Source organism: Tenacibaculum sp. MEBiC06402 (assembly GCF_049239625.1).
Classification (GTDB): Bacteria; Bacteroidota; Bacteroidia; order Flavobacteriales; family Flavobacteriaceae; genus Polaribacter.
In genome coordinates this window covers 25,768-45,663 of record NZ_JBMKKT010000089.1, presented here as the reverse complement: position 1 = coordinate 45,663, position 19,896 = coordinate 25,768, and the positions used below count along the sequence as shown (strand labels likewise).

The 19,896-nt window shown below is 30.5% G+C and carries 17 protein-coding genes; 5 read left to right on the top strand and 12 right to left on the bottom strand.

Features of this window, described 5'->3' with window-relative positions:
* Window positions 1-170: 170 nt before the first annotated feature.
* From ACOSP6_RS05115 to ACOSP6_RS05095, 5 genes are read right to left on the bottom strand one after another with little or no spacing between them, the layout of a single operon-like run.
* Window positions 171-1,661 (bottom strand): cellulose synthase family protein, encoded by a 1,491-nt coding sequence (locus ACOSP6_RS05115; protein ID WP_422095032.1) that lies wholly within the window; start codon window positions 1,659-1,661, stop codon window positions 171-173.
* Entirely contained in the window at window positions 1,661-2,353 is a 693-nt protein-coding gene (locus tag ACOSP6_RS05110; RefSeq protein ID WP_422095033.1) for a glycosyltransferase family 2 protein, read from the bottom strand. The genes ACOSP6_RS05115 and ACOSP6_RS05110 overlap by 1 nt, the downstream gene beginning before the upstream one ends.
* A 3-nt stretch (window positions 2,354-2,356) precedes the next feature.
* Entirely contained in the window at window positions 2,357-2,839 is a 483-nt protein-coding gene (locus ACOSP6_RS05105) for a toxin-antitoxin system YwqK family antitoxin (protein ID WP_422095034.1), read from the bottom strand.
* Entirely contained in the window at window positions 2,829-4,433 is a 1,605-nt protein-coding gene (locus ACOSP6_RS05100) for a 4Fe-4S binding protein (RefSeq protein ID WP_422095035.1), read from the bottom strand. The genes ACOSP6_RS05105 and ACOSP6_RS05100 overlap by 11 nt, the downstream gene beginning before the upstream one ends.
* A gap of 14 nt (window positions 4,434-4,447) precedes the next feature.
* On the bottom strand, window positions 4,448-5,791 hold the full coding sequence (locus ACOSP6_RS05095) for an NAD(P)/FAD-dependent oxidoreductase (RefSeq protein WP_422095036.1): 1,344 nt from the start codon (window positions 5,789-5,791) through the stop codon (window positions 4,448-4,450).
* Between the two features lie 151 nt (window positions 5,792-5,942).
* Between ACOSP6_RS05095 and ACOSP6_RS05090 the strand changes: the two genes are divergently transcribed.
* The 5 genes from ACOSP6_RS05090 (at window position 5,943) to ACOSP6_RS05070 (ending at window position 13,104) form a co-directional block, all read left to right on the top strand.
* The gene (locus ACOSP6_RS05090; protein WP_422095037.1) at window positions 5,943-6,818 is read left to right on the top strand and encodes a hypothetical protein; all 876 of its coding nucleotides are present in this window, start codon (window positions 5,943-5,945) and stop codon (window positions 6,816-6,818) included.
* Between the two features lie 46 nt (window positions 6,819-6,864).
* Complete coding sequence (locus tag ACOSP6_RS05085) at window positions 6,865-7,866, top strand: glycoside hydrolase family 113 (protein WP_422095038.1); 1,002 nt, start codon at window positions 6,865-6,867, stop codon at window positions 7,864-7,866.
* 133 nt (window positions 7,867-7,999) lie between these two features.
* On the top strand, window positions 8,000-9,142 hold the full coding sequence (locus ACOSP6_RS05080; protein ID WP_422095039.1) for an outer membrane protein assembly factor: 1,143 nt from the start codon (window positions 8,000-8,002) through the stop codon (window positions 9,140-9,142).
* 229 nt (window positions 9,143-9,371) lie between these two features.
* Window positions 9,372-11,108 (top strand): transglutaminase-like domain-containing protein, encoded by a 1,737-nt coding sequence (locus ACOSP6_RS05075; RefSeq protein ID WP_422095040.1) that lies wholly within the window; start codon window positions 9,372-9,374, stop codon window positions 11,106-11,108.
* A gap of 49 nt (window positions 11,109-11,157) precedes the next feature.
* Window positions 11,158-13,104 carry a DUF3857 domain-containing protein gene (locus tag ACOSP6_RS05070; protein ID WP_422095041.1) on the top strand — a complete coding sequence of 649 codons (1,947 nt, stop codon included), beginning with the start codon at window positions 11,158-11,160 and terminating at the stop codon, window positions 13,102-13,104.
* 92 nt (window positions 13,105-13,196) lie between these two features.
* On the opposite strand, the gene ACOSP6_RS05065 is transcribed toward ACOSP6_RS05070, so the two are convergent.
* The 7 genes from ACOSP6_RS05065 to ACOSP6_RS05035 all read right to left on the bottom strand — a co-directional run bounded on the left by ACOSP6_RS05065 (window position 13,197) and on the right by ACOSP6_RS05035 (window position 19,829).
* Window positions 13,197-15,284, bottom strand: a complete 2,088-nt coding sequence (locus ACOSP6_RS05065) for a S46 family peptidase (RefSeq protein ID WP_422095042.1) — start codon at window positions 15,282-15,284, stop codon at window positions 13,197-13,199.
* Window positions 15,285-15,496: 212 nt separating this feature from the next.
* Window positions 15,497-16,381 (bottom strand): sterol desaturase family protein, encoded by an 885-nt coding sequence (locus tag ACOSP6_RS05060; RefSeq protein WP_422095590.1) that lies wholly within the window; start codon window positions 16,379-16,381, stop codon window positions 15,497-15,499.
* 80 nt (window positions 16,382-16,461) lie between these two features.
* Entirely contained in the window at window positions 16,462-17,040 is a 579-nt protein-coding gene (locus ACOSP6_RS05055) for a hypothetical protein (RefSeq protein ID WP_422095043.1), read from the bottom strand.
* 141 nt (window positions 17,041-17,181) lie between these two features.
* Window positions 17,182-18,003, bottom strand: coding sequence for an SDR family oxidoreductase (locus tag ACOSP6_RS05050; RefSeq protein ID WP_422095044.1), 822 nt, complete (start codon window positions 18,001-18,003; stop codon window positions 17,182-17,184).
* A gap of 13 nt (window positions 18,004-18,016) precedes the next feature.
* Window positions 18,017-18,496: a DUF1772 domain-containing protein gene (locus ACOSP6_RS05045; protein WP_422095045.1), complete on the bottom strand. Its 480-nt coding sequence runs from the start codon at window positions 18,494-18,496 to the stop codon at window positions 18,017-18,019.
* Window positions 18,493-18,885, bottom strand: coding sequence for a DUF5367 family protein (locus ACOSP6_RS05040; protein WP_422095046.1), 393 nt, complete (start codon window positions 18,883-18,885; stop codon window positions 18,493-18,495). The genes ACOSP6_RS05045 and ACOSP6_RS05040 overlap by 4 nt, the downstream gene beginning before the upstream one ends.
* Window positions 18,886-18,974: 89 nt before the next feature.
* The gene (locus tag ACOSP6_RS05035) at window positions 18,975-19,829 is read right to left on the bottom strand and encodes a helix-turn-helix domain-containing protein (RefSeq protein WP_422095047.1); all 855 of its coding nucleotides are present in this window, start codon (window positions 19,827-19,829) and stop codon (window positions 18,975-18,977) included.
* Between the last annotated feature and the right edge of the window lie 67 nt (window positions 19,830-19,896).

Genomic DNA, 19,896 nt, shown 5'->3' with positions numbered 1-19,896 from the left:
ACTCTTGAAAGAATAATTTTTGTTAATTATGAAATAATAACAAACAAATAGACCACACCAAATAGTAGTTAATTTTACAAAAGAAGTTCTTTCTAAATGATAAGCGAAGAAGTAGTATAACAAACAAGAAATTACTGTAATCGCTATAAAAGAAAATCTCTTTTTAATCATTAGGCTTTTGAAAAAACAGATTTAAAGAAAACATAGCTGAAGCCAATAAATAACATCAAGTGAAATGGAAATAATCCAAAGTCTCCTCCTTGGTCACCAACAATAAAAGCACTATATAAACCAAAAGCAAAGTATAAAGCTAAAATTCCTTCAATAACAACATTTAAGGAAGGTCTTTTTTTGATATACTTATTATTTTTCCAGCTGTCTTTTAATGTTTTAATATTAAATTTTGGTGTTCTAACAAACTCACTTTTTTTACCAAAATGTCCTTCTAAGACGGCAATAGTATTGTGTAAAGAGAATCCCATTGCAATAGAAAAAAACGTAAAAAAAGCACCTATATATTTAATGAAATTTAGAATTCCACTACCAAAAGTTCTCTTGTACATGAACCAGTAGCAAATAAAGAATATCACTGTACTAGTTACGAAAAAGCTCATTATTAGAAAGTAAACTCTTAAGTGCGCGTATTCGTTTTTAATATATAGCATAGGAATACTTAAAACTCCCATTAAGAAAACACATGTAAACATCGAGCTATTTAACAGGTGCAAAACACTATGAACTTTAGTTTTAAAGTTTACATTTTTATTTGTCAGAATACGACCAAGCATTTTCTGAAAGTTTTCAGCTCCACCTTTATTCCATCTGAATTGTTGAGACCTAGCGGCACTTATCACCACAGGTAATTCAGCAGGAGTAACAACATCTTCTAAATATTTAAATTTCCATTTTTTTAATTGTGCGCGATAACTTAAATCTAGATCCTCAGTTAAAGTATCTCCTTCCCAATTTCCTGCATCAATGATACATTCCTTACGCCAAATACCAGCAGTACCATTAAAATTGATAAAATGCCCTTTACTATTTCTACCTACTTGCTCTAAAGAAAAGTGTGCATCTAAAGCAAAAGCCTGAACTTTTGTTAACGTAGAATAATTTCTATTAATATGTCCCCAACGTGTTTGGACAACACCAATTTCTGGGTTTTTAAAATAGATAACCGTTTTTTCAAGCCAGCAAGGTTTTGGTAAAAAATCTGCATCAAAAATGGCTATAAATTCTCCTTTAGCTATTTTTAAGCCTTCTTTTAAAGCACCAGCTTTAAATCCAACCCGATTTTCTCTTCGAATGTGTTGAATATCTAAACCAGTTTCTTGGAGTCTTTTTATATGAGCGCCTGTAGTTTCTACTGATTCATCTGTAGAATCGTCTAAAACTTGAATTTCTAACTTTTCTCTAGGATATCTTAATTCAGCAATATTATCTAACAGTCGTTCCATTACATACAATTCATTGAAAACAGGTAATTGAATCGTTACATATGGAACTTCTTCTTTTTTACTTAAATCAAAAGTTTCAGAATCATCTGTTTTTTTTCTAGCAGATAAATAATTAAAAAGCAAATTTAACTGCGCTAAAGCATACATGAATACTAGCAATAATGAAATGCTGTAAAGACTAATAATAATGTATTCGAGAATCATTATTTAAAACTGTATTTAAAGATCCAACTTAAAATTTTTACGCCCGCTAATATAGTTCCTTTTACGGTACCTGAAACTTTAGAAACGCCGATTCTATTTCTATATTTTACGGGTATTTCTAGATAAGAATATTTTCTTTTGATAGCTTTTAACTGCATCTCTACAGTCCAACCATACGTTTTATCCTCCATTTCTAGTGCTAATAACTTGTCATACTTTATAGCTCTAAAAGGACCTAAATCAGTGAATTTTGCTGCAAAAAAGACTTTCATTAAAAACGTAGCCAACCAGTTTCCAAAAACTTGTTGTGGAGTCATTGATCCTTTTTCACGTAGTCGTTTTACCCTTGAACCAATTACAAAATCGATATTATCATTAATAATTGGAGCAACAATTTCGGTAAGTTGTTCAGGATAATCGGAGTAATCTCCATCTAAGAAAATTATAATATCAGGATTTTTTGTTTGTTCAGAAATATAGTCCATACCCTTTAAACAAGCATATCCATATCCTTTCCTGTTTTCCTTTAGTACAGTGGCTCCAGCATTTTTTGCATTTATTTCTGTGTTGTCAGTAGAATTATTACTGACTACAATAACTTCATCTACATTTTTAGGAATATCATTAATCACTTTGGCAATAGAGTCTTCCTCATTATATGCCGGAATAATAACTTTAATTATGGGTTCCATGTACTATTTTAAATCGTTAAGATTATTTTCTCGTTTAAACGAAGAAAAATCTTTCCACTCTTTTATTTTTTTACCGTCTTTAAATTTAGAAGCTTTAATAAGTTTACGCCTTTTATAGATTAAACAATAACCATTTTTTTTATTGTTTTTTAATTGGCATTTATGGTTCACATTCCCGTCATTCCCATAAAATAACCACCACTTATTTTTCTGTCCTTTAACAAAATGTCCTTCTTTATCTTTTGACGAATTTCGGTTGTAAAAGTACCAATATTTATCTCTTAGACCTTTGATATAATGACCTTTCTCTTTAATATTCCCATTTTTATAATAGAAAACCCAATAATTTTCCTTTTTATCATTTTCTATCCATCCTTCAGACTTTATTTTGCCATTTTCAAAATAGTTTTTTTGATAAAACTTTTGAGCAAAGCAAGTTGAAGAAAGAATTAAGAGAAATAAAGCAATAACTAGTCTAATTTTCATTCATTAATTCTAATAAATCAACATCATTTCCTAATAAAATTTGAGTAGGATTAATTCTACCTTTTTCAGGACCATTTTCAAGTTTTAAAACTCCTCTTGGACATACAGCAGAGCAAATACCACATCCAACACAGCTTGAACGAACAATATTTTCTCCCTTTTGTGCATAAGAGCGAACATCAATTCCTTGTTCACAATACGTAGAACAGTTTCCACAAGAAATACATTGTCCACCGTTAGTTGTAATTCTGAATCTCGATTTGAAACGTTGCACTAATCCCATATAAGCAGCTAATGGACAACCAAAACGACACCAAACACGGTTACCTAAAATTGGATAAAAACCTGTTCCAATAACTCCAGAAAAAATAGATCCGATTAAGAATCCGTATGAACTTTGAATATCATAAGCAGATAACCCAAAAGCAACTTCTTTCCAACTTTCAATTTCTGCAAAATAGGTATATAAAGTCAAGGCAGTCATTAATGTAGCAAACACTAAAACCCCATGAATTAACCAACGTTCAACTTTCCACGAGAATAATGATTTACTTGATAATTGACGATAAGGATCTCCTAAAGTTTCGGCTAATCCACCACATCCACAAACCCAAGAACAGTACCATCTTTTTCCATAGAAGTAAACCATTACAGGAACAATTACCAATGTTAAAATGATTCCCCAAACCAACATAAATAAACCTAAGTTTCCACTTTGGAGTAAGTTATCTAAGTTATAATCAAAAAAGAAAGAATAGTTTAATGGCCAAGCGTTTTTAAAATCAAACCAAGGTTTGTTAAAAGCAACTAATATTTCTGGAATTAAAAAGGCAAATGCAATTTGAAAGAATAGAACAACAGCTGTTCTAACAATTTGATAGTTATTATGACGGTATTTTATGAACATACGTACAGCGAAAACTGTCATTACTGCACAATACATAAATCCATATAAAAACCACTGACTTGATTCATTTCCACTTAAGCTTTTACTAACGCCATTTACAGATAAAATTGGATTGATTAAGTAGTTAGGGAAGAAATACAACAACATATAAAATCCTACGAAAAACACGAATGCTACCATTCCAAGAATTCCTCTGTTTGTTGCCGAATGCCGAAAAATTCCATTGTTCTTAATTCCTGCTGGTCCTAATAATTTATAATCTGCACCAAAGAATATTAAACCTCCAATAATTGCAAAACCAAATGTTAACCAAAAAAACAAACCAGAATTATTACTAACCCAGCCAGTTGCGGAAGCTCGAGCAAGAGGATACACAAAGTCTTTGTATGTTTTATTCCACTTTACCCAGATAATTTTTTCCCAAGCTATTTCATCCTGACTTTTATGGTATTCATTTGATTTCTTTGCATTATCTAAAAGGATACTTGTTAATTCAGATGTACTTAACTCTTTATCAACAATATCTTTCTTAGCATTTTCAATAAAATACTCACTTTTTACTTGTTGCGAAGCCCATGTATTAAAGACATCTTCAGATACTTTATTTTTACCTGTGAAAATACTCAAAGTAAAAATCGTAAATCCTATTAAGCTAATTACAAGTCCTATATTTTTAATTACTTTCATTGTATTCTAATTTTTTATGCTTTGCTAAATATGCGTTTCCAACTTTTCTTTTTTACCTGAATACTAGTCCCATTTTCCCTATTGAATTTTGAAACTATTTCTTGTTCATACTGTTTATAAAACTCAGGATCAAAATTTGCATCGGCTAAATATTCAAGTACATGATTTACAGATTGCTTTTCCGATAAAACTTTATCAAAAAACTCATGACGCATTCTAATTCCAAAGGTGTTTATCCCAATAAATTCTTTAGAATCTTTATCAAAGTTTAAGTGAATGGCTTTCTTACCATCTTTATGCTGCCAAAAAAAACGAGCTTCATTTTCTCTTGGTTTTGCCCAAACCCAACCGTAGGTTTGGTATTCTATATCAATAAATTTAGCAGAGTTAAACCAATGCCCTGGTTTGTATTCGGTAGGATTTCCACAAATGGTTTGTGCAACAGTTTCTCCCATCATTCTTCCCGTATACCAAACAGCTTCAATTGGTCTTCTTTGTCCTATAGCTTCTCTTTGTTCTGCACAGTCACCAATTGCGTAAACATCCTTAATATTTGTCTCTAAAGAACGATTTACCAGTACGCCACGGTTTGTTTCAATTTCAGAATTTTTTACAAATTCTATGTTTGGAGAAACTCCAGCAGTTAAACCAACGACATTACATTCAATTTCTTCTCCTGTTTCAGCAATTACAATAGATCTAACTTGTCCTTTTTCATCAGATTTTATTTCTTTTAGATTTACTCCTAATCTTAAATCAATATGATTATCTAAAATTTCTTTATTAATCATTTCTGATTCTTCGTCTGGTAAAACTCCGTTCCAGAAACTTTTTTCTCTTACTAAAAAAGTAACAGGAATATTTCTGCTGTGAAGCATTTCAGCTAATTCAATTCCAATTAATCCACCACCAACAATTACAGCACGTTTACAAACTTTATTGTTTGGTGCATACTTTTCTAAGCTATCTAAATCTTGTTTATGGTACATTCCCATAACACCGTCTAAGTCTTGACCAGTCCAACCAAATTTATTCGGTTTAGAACCAGTAGCTATAATTAATTTATCATAGGCAAAAGATTCGTTGTTTTCAAGAATCAGATTTTTGTTTTTAGTATCAATACTAGCAACACGCGCTTGTTTTAATTCTATTCTGTTTTTTTTCCAAAACCAATCTTCATACGGTTTTGTGTTTTCAAACTTCATGTGCCCCATATAGATGTACATAAGTGCAGTTCTTGAGAAGAAGTGAGGTGTTTCAGAAGAGATAATGGTAATTTTTTTATCAGAAAGTTTTCGGATATGGCGTGCTGCCGTTACTCCAGAAATTCCATTACCAATAATAACGATGTGTTCCATGTTTTTGAGAATTACTTTTGCTTATGTCGATACAAAAGATAAGAATTTACGATTGGTCTAAATTTAGAATTGTTTTAAATAAGAGATAAAATGTAATTCATTGTAATTCCGTTCGACTTAGGAGGGGACTTTTTTACAAATACTAATAACAATGAAAAGAATTTCGATTTTAATAGCTGTGGCGCTTTTTAGCATTGCTTCATTTTCTCAGGAGGAAGAAAAAGAAGAAAAAAACAACTTACAAGTTTTTACACCTTCTAAATTATTAAACAAAGGACAATGGGATATTAAGTGGTTTAATGGTTTATATACAGAAACAAAACAAACAGGTCCAAATAGCAGTGATTCTAGAGAAATAGCAAGACAAAATTTCTTTACTTCTACGTTAGAAGTTTTTACTGGGGTATCTGAAAATAATAGAATAAATGTTGGAGGTATTATTGAGTATCGTTCGAATACATTTGGAGGACGACAAGCGCTTTCAGTATTTAGTTTAGAGGATACAAGTTCAGATAGAAAAGGAATATCATCTATTGCTCCTTCCGTTAAAATTCAACCATTCGAAAACATAGGAAACTTTTCTATTCAAAGTGCTATTCACATTCCTTTATTAGAGAGTGGAGATGAAGGAAATTCGGATGGATTTTTGGACCAAACTGCTTGGTCTTTTCAAAATAGATTCTTTTATGATTATACATTTCCAAGTGGAAAATGGCAATTATTTACTGAGTTAAATACCGAATACGGATTTGGTGATGATCAAAGTTTTGCAAATAATACTTTTTTAGTAGTTCCTGGAGCATTTATGAGCTATTTTCCAACTCAAGATGCAACGGTATTGGTTTTTGCTCAGCACTCTCAGCGTTTTGGAGATTTTGAACAAGATAACACAGCTTTAGGACTAGGTGGAAAATATCAACTTACAGATGTTTTAAATATTGAAGTTCTGTATAGTAATATTGTTCGCGGATATAATTTTCAAGGGCTAGGAGAAACATACAGCATTGGATTAAGAGCCTTATTTTAAGATTCTTTAATGAAGGAAAATGATTCTTAATCGTTATTTTTAACGTATGAAAGTGAGATTATTTTTCTTAATAATAGGTTTTACGTTTTTCCTTTCTTGCAACAGTCAGAAAAAAAAAATAAATGGATTAAGTTTCGTAGCGTCATCAGAAGCTATTAATGATAAACATACACAACCTGTTAAAAAGGCATCAGCAAATTATGTTTCGCTGATGCCTTTCGGTTTTATAAAAGATTTATCATCTCCAGAGGTTCGATACAATTCTAAATGGCAATGGTTTGGAGAAAAAAAAGAAGGGGTTCATCAATATGCATCGGCTTTTAAAAAAGAGCAAATAAAAATTATGTTGAAACCTCAAATTTGGGTTTCAAGAGGTGAATTTACGGGTTACATTGAAATGAAATCCGAAGAGCAATGGAAACAATTAGAAGAAACATATTCGAAGTTTATTTTAGATTATGCTAAAGTCGCTGAAGAAATAAATGCCGAGATTTTTTGTATTGGTACAGAGTTAGAAAAGTTTGTATTAAATAGACCTGTTTATTGGTCAAAATTGATTCAAGAAGTTAAAAAGGTTTATTCAGGTAAGTTAACCTATGCTGCAAATTGGGATGAATTTAAAAGAGTTCCGTTTTGGTCTGATTTAGATTATATCGGAGTAGATGCTTATTTCCCTTTAAGTGACCAAAAAACCCCAACAGTTGAAGAGTTTGAAGCCGGTTGGAATTCACATAAAACTGTAATTGGTAATCTTCAAAAGAAGTTTGATAAACCAATTTTGTTTACAGAATTCGGTTACAGAAGTGTTCATTATACAGGGAAAGAGCCGTGGAAATCGGATAGAATTAAAGGAGAAGTGGATTTACAAGCTCAAAGTAACGCCACCCAAGCAATTTATAATCAGTTTTGGAAAGAAGATTGGTTCGCAGGTGGTTTTTTATGGAAATGGTTTCACGATCATGAAAAAGTTGGTGGGACTAATAATAATAGATTTACACCTCAGAATAAACCCGTAGAAAAGTTAATTCAAAAATTATATGCGCAGTAGGATGCAGGTTTACAGGAGTTTTAAAAAGTTAGTATTGCTTTTTCTTTTTCTTACCTCATTGAGCGTGAAATCTCAAGAAAGTATAGTCTACGACATCAAAGTAAAGGGAGTAACAAAAACAAAACCTTCCTTTGTGAAAAGGTTATTAGAAACTAAATCGGGAAGTCCTTTAGATTCAATTACCTTAGATAAAGATATTACTGTTTTAAAAAGATTACCAGGAGTCGCGCATGCATACTATCAAGTTTTTCGTTCACATGATAACTTATATAATGTCTTTGTGTACATTCAAGAGAACTTTACCATTATTCCGGAATTAGCTTTTTGGACAACAACAAATAATCAGTTTGCTTACAAAATTGGAGTATATGAGTACAACTTTTTAGGTCGAAATATTGCTGTCGGAGGGTTTTATCAGAATAATGGCTACAATACCTATTCTTTTAATGTACGCGCTCCTAACTTGTTTACTAGAAAACTAGGTTTAGCATTTACGCATCAAAATTGGAAAAGTGAAGAACCTTTATTTTTTGACAATCAATCAGCAAATTATCTATACAACAATATCTCAACAGAAATTTTAGGATTATATCAAATCGACTTTAATCACCACTTAACTTTTGGAGTAAACTATTTCCAAGAGAAGTATGAATATTTACGAGGAGCTACAAGTCCGAATGTTCCACAGAATTTGAAAGTTGATAAAATTTTATACAAGCTATTGTATACCTATGAAGATTTGGATTATTATTATCATTATTTAGATGGATTCAAAAGCATCTTATATATGCAGTATGTTACTTCTCAGAATGATTTTCAAGATCAATTTATGATTGCCTGGAATGACTTTTTTTATTACGACAGAATTGGAAAAAAAGGAAATTGGGCTAACAGATTAAGAATTGGTTTCGCTTCGAATAATGAATCTCCTTTTGCTCCTTTCGCTTTGGATAATAATATTAATTTAAGAGGAGTTGGAATTATTGTAGATAGAGGAACTGCTAGTATTGTTTATAACACAGAATACAGACATACTTTATATGATAAAAAATGGTTTGCGCTACAAGCAAATGGCTTTATTGATGCTGGAACATGGAGAAAACCAGGAGGTGAAATAAATGATTTTTGGGAAGATCAAAATATTGAATTATTCTCTGGAGTAGGTTTACGATTTATCAATAAAAAAATCTACAATGCAATTTTTCGAATCGATTACGGATTTAGTTTGAAAGATAATACTAGCGGGTTAGTTTTTGGTATTGGGCAATATTTTTAATAATAATTGATTAAGACAGAAGAGCTTAAAATAATGAAAAAGAGTAAAGCTATTTTTGAGTAATTACATTTTAATTAACTTTGCCAAAAACTATGATAATTACCGGCAGTTTTTGTAAATGTCTACTATTAAAAATTTGCAAGTGAAAAAAAGACTACATTTTTTGATTATTCTACTTTCAATTTTGTGTAATTCAGAATTGTATAGCCAAGATATCCAAATAAAAAGAATGTCAGAGAATATTGAAATTAAAGAAGATTCTTCATTTGTAAGAAATGTTTCAGTTATTTTCCAAGAGACGGATAAACCATTTTTGTATCCTATTTTTTATGATGCCGAGTTAGAAAAAATTTCAAACGTTAAACTTTATGTCAAGAAAAAAAGACGTGATAAACCTATATCAAAAATAGAAACGTATGAAGAAGACGCGAAGTTAGATTTTATAACCAGTACAAAAATTAAATTTGTTATAATTCCTGCGAATAAGGAAATAAAACTTTCATATTCATCATCTTGCAAGGAGTTAATGTACTTCTCTAGTTTGCCATTTTTTTCGCATAACAAAATTGACACACTAAATTATAGAGTTCAAGTACCAAATCAATTCAATTTAGTACACAATACAATTTACAAAGAATCTTTATCTTTTTATAAAATCGATTCTACTAAAACTGAGTTAAACTCAGCATGGAATATAAAAGTATCTCCTAAGGAAATAGAGCCAGATCCTCTTCATTTTTTTAGAGTTTATAAAAACATGAAAAATCCTTTGATGCGAATTATTGTAACGCCAAATTCTTATAAAAATCGACCAACAAACTATATTAATGACTGGTATTTAGGAGAAGTTTCCTCAAAGAAAGGATTAAATAATGAAGTGAAGCAGAAAATAGATGCTTTGACGAAAAATGTAACAAATCCGTCCCAGATTGTAAATACACTATACAATTATGTAAGAAGTAACTTTAAGTATGTAATGATAGAGTTAGGCATGGGAGCTTTCGTTCCTACCCATGCAAACACGGTTTATTATAAGAAGGAAGGAGATTGTAAAGATCTTTCTAACTTTTTATCGGAAGCATTAAATTACAAAGGAATTAAAAGCGATATTGCTTTAGCAGCTACTTTTGATCATATCTCTGATTGTAACTTCCCTTCACTGAGTTCAGCAAATCATGTTATCACTACAGCATATGTTAATGATGAAGTTATCTTATTAGATCCTACTGATCCAATACATAGAGAAGGAACACCTGTTGAGAGTTTACAAGATCGAACAATACTTATAGTAAATAATAAAGGAGGAATTTATCACAAAGTAAAAAGTTTTACTCCTGAACAAAACAGAATTCTATATCAGTTAGATTTAAAGGTAGATAATACGGATATCAAAGGAGAATTTGAGGTTTTATACGAGGGAATTTCGAGCAATTTTTTGAAATATCGATTTAAGGATAAAAATAAAAAAGAGCGAATTGATTTTGAAAAAACGTTTTTCGAAGTAGTTTTTCGAAACCAAGCAATTTCGAATTTAGAATTACTTTACGACACTGAGAAGTTAGCTTACAAAGGAAATATTTCGGTAAGTAGTAAAACTTTTGATGATGATAAGAATAAATACTTATTTATAGATTTTTTACCTAAGATAATTGAGACTGAAAGCCGGGATTCATTTATAGAAGGTATAAATGCTGGAAATCCTTTTCATAAGATAGTACAAGCTAAAATAACTGTGAATGAACCTATAACGGATTTTAAACCAATCATTCATACTTACAAAGAAGAAGGAATTTCTTTAAACGTAACCATAAAACCAATTTCAAATTTAGAAATTGAATGTACATATGATTTTACTTTAAATCATATCTATTTGGAAGAAGAAAATGTGAATAAAGCAAATGAGATTTTAAAATCATTTAAAAAAATAATCAATGAACCTATTATCCTTGAAAAACAAAAAAGTTAGTTTACTCTTAATATGTACTTGCTTATTGTTTTATAGTTTCAATTCTGTCTTGAGTAATAACAACGATCCATTTTTAACGATTTGCAAAAAAGCAGATGGTTATTATACTTATTCATATACTGATGTAACTTATGCTAGTAATTGGGGAGGTTATAAAAGATACGTTTCTATAAGTAACAAGTTGGTGATAAATACATCTAAAGGAGTTGAAGATTATGCTTTTTTATATTTAACCGAAGATGAAAGTAATCATATAGAAAACATTAAAGTACGTACGCTAAAAGCGGATGGTACTATAGTTAATTTAGACTCTAGCCTTGTTTTTAAACGTGACTCTAAAAAGAAAAAATTTGGAGAAATAAAATATCCAATTCCTGGAGTAGAGCCTGGAGATACAATTGAAACAAATTACGTGTATTCTGAAAGATTAAATAGGAATGGTTTAAAAAACTATGTTAGTTTACAGACAGAACTTCCAAGCTTAAACTCACAATACTCAGTAAAAGCACATCCAGAAATGATGCTACGATACAAAGCCTACAACGGTTTTCCTGAACCATCAGTTGTAACCAATGATTCCCTGATTTATGCCCAGTTTTCAATGGATAAAGTCAAAGGAATTGTAAAAAATGATTTCAATTGTTTGCCATGTGAAAAACCATATTTGTATTATTCTCTTGATAAAAAAGGAAGCGAATTAATCACCTGGAAAAAAGTTTATAATGAAGAGTTTAATTTTGCTACCCAACCATTTGCATTGGATTATGACAGATTTTCTTATTACAAAAGATGGAAAAGAAGAGTAATTGGTAAAGCTAAGGATAGTTCCAAATATTATAAATTCAACTTATTACATGCTGAAGTTTTAAAGAATTTTAAAATGGAACCTGCTAAAGTAGAGGATTTAATAAAGTCTAGTGGTTATTTTTTAAAAGAGAAACGATTCGATCCGATAAGTATTAGGAGATTCTACAGACAAATATTAGAAGATTTAGAAATAGATTATTGGGCCGTATTTGCAAGAACTAAACACTTAGGAGCTATTAGTAAGCACTACATTAGAAAAGGAGAATTCGATCATATATTTTTTGCTTTTGAAGATGAAAAGGAAAATCTAGTTTTTTTATATCCACATGAGGATTATTTTAGATATCAAATAAATGAAGTTCCTACTTCTATTTACAATACCGATATAATTTTAGTGAAACCCCACTTAAAAAAGAAAAGAAAGAAAAAGGATAAGTTTATATCTCGAGATTTACAATTAGCAAAGGTAGATTCAGTTGCCGTTAAGTTCGCTAAGTTGCCAGGAATGAATTCAAACATTAATTACGGATATCAAGTCGTTTCTAGCAAAGTTGATATTGAAAAGAAAGAAACAACTTTTAAATCGAGGTTTAAAGTTTCAGGAGGATTATCTACCGAATTGAGAAGTTTTTATGGAATGTTAAATAAAAATGAAGAGGTTAGTAAGTATTATGATGCCTTAAATGAATTTAAAGGAATTGATACTACTTTAGATATAGATACAGTTACAAATATATCTTTAAACGGTAAGAAGCCTTTTGTTTTTAAAATTAATAGTGAGGGTACATTGAATAATGTAGTAACCTTTATAAACGATAGCCTTATTAGTATTTCTGTAGACAAGTTAGTAAGTCATAATCAACTTGAAGGTAGTTCTGATTCTGATGAGTTAAGTTATTATTTAGATTATGGATATAGTGATCTTTTAACCTATTATATAAACTTTCCGAGCGATATTGAGGTATTGGGATCTGAAAATTCAGATTTGAATTTTGAGAATAACTTTGGAAAATATTCTTTTGAGTTTAAGAAAACAAACAATAAACAAATTAGGTTAAAATCAGAGTATACAATTTTAAAAGACTTGATTCCTTTTGATAAACGAAATGAGATAGAGTTATTAAATGAAAAAGTTAAAGCAATTAAAAACAAACGATTCGTAATTAAACTAAAGAATACAAAATCATAAGAAAATAGAATAAATTCTTGTGAATTTAAAATATAAAAAAAGGATAATTCTACTGAATTATCCTTTTTAAGTTTATAATAATTATTGAGATATTACTTCTTCGGATGAACCAGTTTCATTTCATCAATTAAATGTTTTGCTCCTGCGTATTTATCAATAATGAATAAAATATAACGAGTATCCACCATGATGTTTCTACAAATTTCAGGATCGTAGTTCATATCACTCATGGTTCCTTCCCAAACACGATCGAAGTTTAGTCCAACTAAGTTACCATTTGCATCAATTGCTGGACTTCCAGAGTTCCCTCCTGTTGTATGATTTGTTCCTAAGAAACAAACAGGAACTTTTCCGTTTTTATCAGCGTATTGTCCGTAATCTTTCGTTTTATATAAATCTCTCAACTTTTGAGGAACATCAAATTCATAATCATCAGGAACGTATTTTTCAATAACTCCGTCTAAGTAACTTACCGGATTATAATATACCGCATCTCTAGGAGAATAACCTCTAACTTGACCATAAGTAACACGTAAAGTACTATTAGCATCTGGGAAATAACGAGCATTTGGTAAAGCTTCCATTAATGCCTTCATGTATTGTTTTTGTAACGCAACAATTGGTTGGTTTTTTTGTTGAAACTCAGGACTTATTTTAGTGTGAAACTCCTGAATCATAGGTTTTGCATAAGCGTAAGCTGCATCTTCATTTAGCTTTTTAACAACTTCATCTGGAGTACCTTCTAACAACTGTAAGGTTTTATCTAAATCTGTAAAACTTGTTGAGTCGTAAATAGAAGCATCGACATTTTTATTATACAAAGGCATTACATTTTTAAACACACCTTTATCTACATTTACATCGTAATTTTTATGAATTCCTTTTAATCTTCCGATTAGTGAATTCTTTACTTTATCGAATAATTCAGGTTTGTTTTTAACAGCCATTTCTAATTCAAATGCTCTAAAAGTCATTTGCATTAATTCGTTTGTTACTAGAAATACTTCTATGAAGTTTCTTCGTTTAATATTAATGCTAGCAAAATCTTTATACAACTTTTCAAACTCAGGTAAAATGCTTCCATATTTGTCTTCTAAGCCTTTTTCTTTTAGTGCTTTTTTAAAGATTTCTTCGAATTCAATTCGTTGTTGAATGGCATTACTTTTTTGAATTCCTAAGTTTTCACCAATCCATTTTTTCCATGCATTTGCAATTCTAGCTTGTTTTGAGGCGTATTTAATTCTAACAGCATCGCTAGCTTTCATTTGCGCATCAATTTCTTTCAAGGCCGCTTCTCTAATGGCTATATTACTTGGGTTGTATTCTTGGGTAATATGCTTAATTGCTGTTGCAGGCAAATACTCATTTGTTCTTCCTGGGAAACCAAAAACTAAGGTAAAATCTCCTTCTTCAACTCCATCTAAAGAAACTGGTAAAAAGTGTTTTGGTTTATAAGGCACATTATCTTTACTATACTTAGCAGGACGATTATTTTTATCAGCATAAATTCTGAATAAAGAGAAATCACCAGTATGACGAGGGAAAACCCAGTTGTCAGTATCACTACCAAATTTACCAATGCTTGTTGGAGGTGCACCAACTAAACGTATATCTTCAAAACGTTCGGTAACAAATAAGAAGTATTGGTTTCCTTTATAAAACGGACTTACTTTTACCAATTGCCAATCTTCTTTTGTTGTAGATTTTTTAATGACATTAATATTTTTGTCAATAGCTGATTGCTTTTCACGTTCAGTCATTGTATCTGTAACTCCTGCTAATGCTTTAGTTGTTATATCTTCAATACGAACGATAAATTCTACATATAAATCATTATTTGGCAATTCTTCATTTAAATTCATTGCCCAGAAACCGTTTTTTAGATAATCATTTTCTAAAGAAGAATGTGATTGAATTTGTCCGTAACCACAATGATGATTTGTTAAAATTAATCCTTTTGAAGAAATTACTTCACTAGTACAACCACCATTAAAATGTCCGATGGCATCTTTTAAACTAGATTTGTTTACGTCATAAATATCTTTTGCTGAAAGCTTACTTCCTAAAGATTTCATTTCTTTTTCATTCATCCCTTTTAATAAGGAAGGAATCCACATACCACCTTGTTGCGCGGTAACTTGTAAAAAAAGAAATAGGAATAAAAATTTTATATATCTCATTTGGTTTATTTGTTTATTCGATAAAGATACAAATAGCCAAATTATTTTTAATTATCATTTACATAACAAGTAATAAAAGAGAGATGTCAACCAGAATTTATTTCAGGTTCTCATTATGAAGAATTGCTTAGTAATATTATTAATATGGGATTCCGAATTAAATTCGGAATGACGTGAAAAATTATCTGTATAACTTGATGTAAAGATTCAGATTATTTTTTGTTAAGAGGATATAATTCTTGATTGATGAAGTCTTTAGGAAAGTGTTCATCTCCTTCAAAACCAATTTCAATGTCTCGTCCAGAATATGGAATATAATTGGTTTTAAAAAGATAATCCCAGATACTTAGGGTAATTCCGAAGTTTACTCCATTTTTTCTGTCTTCAGGTAGCTCTTTAGCATGATGCCAAATATGCATTTTAGGATTGTTTAAAATGTACTTCAAAAATCCATAATCCCAATTGATATTCGCATGATTTAAATGTCCAATGGTAATATTAAAGAAGTGAACAACTGCAACATCTTGCGCAGTAAATCCGCCCATTATAGCTAAAGGAATATACTTCATAGAATTGTATACCACAGGTTCCATCCAATGATAACGAAGATGAGCAGCAAACCCCATTTGTTTCACGGAATGGTGTACTTTATGAAAATTCCATAAAAACTCATATTTGTGCAACAATGTATGTGTATACCATTGCACAAAATCAATAATAATAAAGAAAGTAAAAATACGTAACCAATATGGGAATGAGTTGATATCAAACAATTGAAAACTTGAAACAGACAAACCAACTAAACCTAAAACATCATTAAATAATGCAGCAGCAGTATTCGATAATGCAATTAAAACGATGAGGTTTAATAGGAAAAAATTGAAGAACATATAAAAGGTATCCAACCAAAAATCTTTTCTAAAAGCAGGCTGATTTTTACGCCAAGGAAACGCAATTTCCAATCCCCAAACTATTAGAGAGATTAAAATTAATCCATAGAAATAATTCTCCCAATTCAGCTCGAAAAGAACAGATTGTTTGATGTAATTCCAATAATCAGAATACGATTTAGATATAAGGTCTAAGTACTTTTGCATCACAATATAAAAATACAACTATTAACTCAGATTTTATAGTCTTTTTTCAGCGCTATTCTTTACAGAAATTTGAAGTTAATTTAAATATGTATGCTACTGAGCCAATTTCCGTTGTCAATTTTGTGAAGTACATTTTTTACCGTGACATCCCCGTCGAAATTATGGCCAAAACCATCAATAGTTACTATATCATGCGGATTCACATATCCTGTTCCTTGAGTAATTATTATTCCATTCGCAACATTGCTCTTAGAATCATTAATTGATAAAGTTCCATCTATTACATTATTATCAAGAGATAATTGAAGTAACGAACTATCACTACCTTTATGCGTATTTAAGGATTTACAATAGACAATTAGTATTTTACCTATTTCTTTGTTAGTTTTAATGTCTACTCGTGTTATTAATGCCGAACAAATGGGGTTATTTTTACAATCATATCCTAATTTTATTTCTATCGAGTTTCCTATTTTAAAGGCTGAAGAATTAGCAATGGCAAATTTATCGTAGTCTACAATAGTTAATTTTATTTCATTATTTTTTGATAATAAAATTTCCATATCCGCTAACTCAACTATATTAGTAATATTAGTTCCATTAGAGAGTATTTCAAAGGTAACTAACCCACCTTGCTCATGTAGCTTGTTTTTTATCATGAGTTTAAGATAATAAATTAAAACATGTGAAATAAGGTTATCATTAGTTTAATGATATCTTTAGTTATATTTTTCATAACATTAAACACAATAGCTTGAATTCAATTCAAACTGTTGTGTTTAATTTGGTTTGTATAAGAATTAATTCCAAACTCCTGTTTTTGCAGTTTCTACAGCATATTCTGTAAATGTTTTAGCCTTTCTTCCAAGAACTTTTTCAATATCTGTTGAAATAAGTTGATTGTTAGGATTTGTCAATACATTACTAAACAAGTATTCAATTAACCAAACTACATCAGCAGGAATTTGTGCTTTACGCATTCCGTCAAGGTATTGTTCTAATGTAATTTCATGAAAGTTGAATTTTTTGTGAATAGCAAGTCCGATTGTAGAGACAACGTCTTTGAATGTAATTAATTCCGGACCTGTAACTTCAATGATTTCTCCATTAAAATTATCATTTAATAGAACTTCCGTGGCTACTTCTGCAATGTCATCAGCATCCACATAAGGAATTAAAACATCGGACATTGGTAAGGCAACATCTCCAGAAAGAATGGCATCTAAAAAGAAACTTTCACTCCAATTTTGATTGAACCATGAAGCTCTAACTATTGTGTAATCTAAGCCTGAATTCGCAACAATTTGCTCACAAGCTTCAGCTTCAACTTCTCCTTTTCCAGATAAAAGAACTACTTTTTTTACACCTAATTCTTTGGCTAAAGTGGTTAAGCTTTGAATAGCTTCTTTGGCTCCCGGAATTGCTAAGTCGGGATAATAGGTAACGTACATTCTTTCAATTCCTTCTAATGATTTTACCCACGTATTTTTATCATTCCAGTCGAAACTAGGTGATGCATTTCTTGATCCGATTCTTGGTTCAATTCCTTTGTTTTTTAATTGTTCTACTACTCGGCGACCAGTTTTACCGGTACCTCCGATAACTAAAATATTTGTGTTCATAATTGTTTGTGTTTTATTTTTTTATAAAAATTGAGATTAGTAATAATAGGAATGATATGAAACCAGCAATGGTTCTGACGTTATGAAATCCATTCCAATATCTTTCATAATAGGCTCTAAAACTTTTCAGTTCAGAGAGGTTTAATTTTTTGAGATTTAAAGAGTCTAATTCATTATTTAATGGAACATTTCCAAAAGCTGTAAATCCGAAAGTTCCAACGGCATATATGAGCATCGCAGATAAGACTAACCAGAATGTAGGTTTGTGATGAAACTGAGTTATTGAGTTGATAACTAAGAAAACTAAGCTTCCAAAGAATACAGCAAAGAATACAGGGTTTAGTATTTCTTTGTTGATGCTTTGCATGGTTTCTAAATAGGTGACATCTGTAATTTTTTTGGTTCCTGGAATAACTGAAACAGACCATGCGAAAAAGATTCCAGCAGATAAGGCAGTTAATACAACTGTTATAAAAAAGATGATAGTTTTCATACTTGTTGTTTTTTAATGAAATAGTTACCAAAGTATGTTGTGATGCAATAGAATTCTACCATAATGATGTAAAACATAGGATCACTAAAGAATACGGCATAACTTCCACCAGCAGGAATGATAAATATTGGAACCGTAATTAGAACATCTAGGATTGCCGCTGTACTCATAAAAATTAGCGCCAACTTTGCTGGTGTAATTTTTCCTTTTTTATAGTACATATAAGTTCCCAAAAAAACTGATGGAATAATGGCAAGGACCAGAGTAATATTAGCTTGTAAATCTGGATTACTCAAAACAGAAAATGAATAGGAAAGGAGGAAAGCGGTAACGCCTACTATCCAAACCAAAATAGCGGAAAGAATTGCTCTTGTTTTATTGTGAATCATAATTTTACTTTTTAATTATGACACAAAACTATAGTGACTGTAAAACAGTTACTTATTCGAAAAGAACAATGATTTATTCGAAAAGAATTTTAAACCTGACTTGGTCTGTAACCAAACTTTTTTTCAAAGGCATTTGAGAAAGATCCTAAACTATCATAACCAACTGCCCAAGCAGCTTCTTGAATAGTTTTTTGTTCTTTCTTAATAAGGTTGTAGGCTTTTTTTAATCGCTCATTTTGAAGATATTTAAAAACAGGAACTCCAAATTGTGCTTTAAATTCTTTCTTAAGTTTATTAGTGTTAGTTCCTATTTTCTGAGCGAGTTCTGTTAACGAAGGAGGGTTTTCCAAATCCGCAAGTAATATTTCCTGAGCGAGATTTATTTTTTCTAATTGAGAAGTTTCAATTATGGTAGATTTTTGACTTGCTAGTTGCCCAAAATAATGAGATAACAATGCACTCATATGACTCTTATAAAACATCATTTTAATTCCGCCTTCATAAGAATTATTGAAAAACTGCTCAACCAAAACAAACATTTCTGGAGTCATTTTAAAAACGGGACCTTCAACATAGTGGTCTTTTGGATGTACCAACTGTGATAAAAACTGTTCTAGGAATTCTCCTTCGCCATTCGGAAGTTTATCAAGGTTTCTAACAGTAGTGGCAATTACTAAGCATTGTAAAGGTTTTTCGTTAGAAACATGATGTTCAAAAGCAACTTTTTCATCTGCATAAAAAGACAAAATCATTCCTTTTGTTTGCTGAAATTCTTTTGTCTTTCCGTCATATTTTACTTTCAATCCAACATCACCAGAACCGTAAAAAGCAATAGCAATAACAGGTTCATCAAAATAACAAGTATCGACGAGTTTTGTACTGTTAGTAGTTGCTTCTTCTAATAGAATTGTACAATCGTTTATGTCTATAATTTCACGATTCATTTTTTAATTTATGCTGTAAATGGATAAAATAATACTTATACTAAGATAGTCGATTATTTTATAAAAA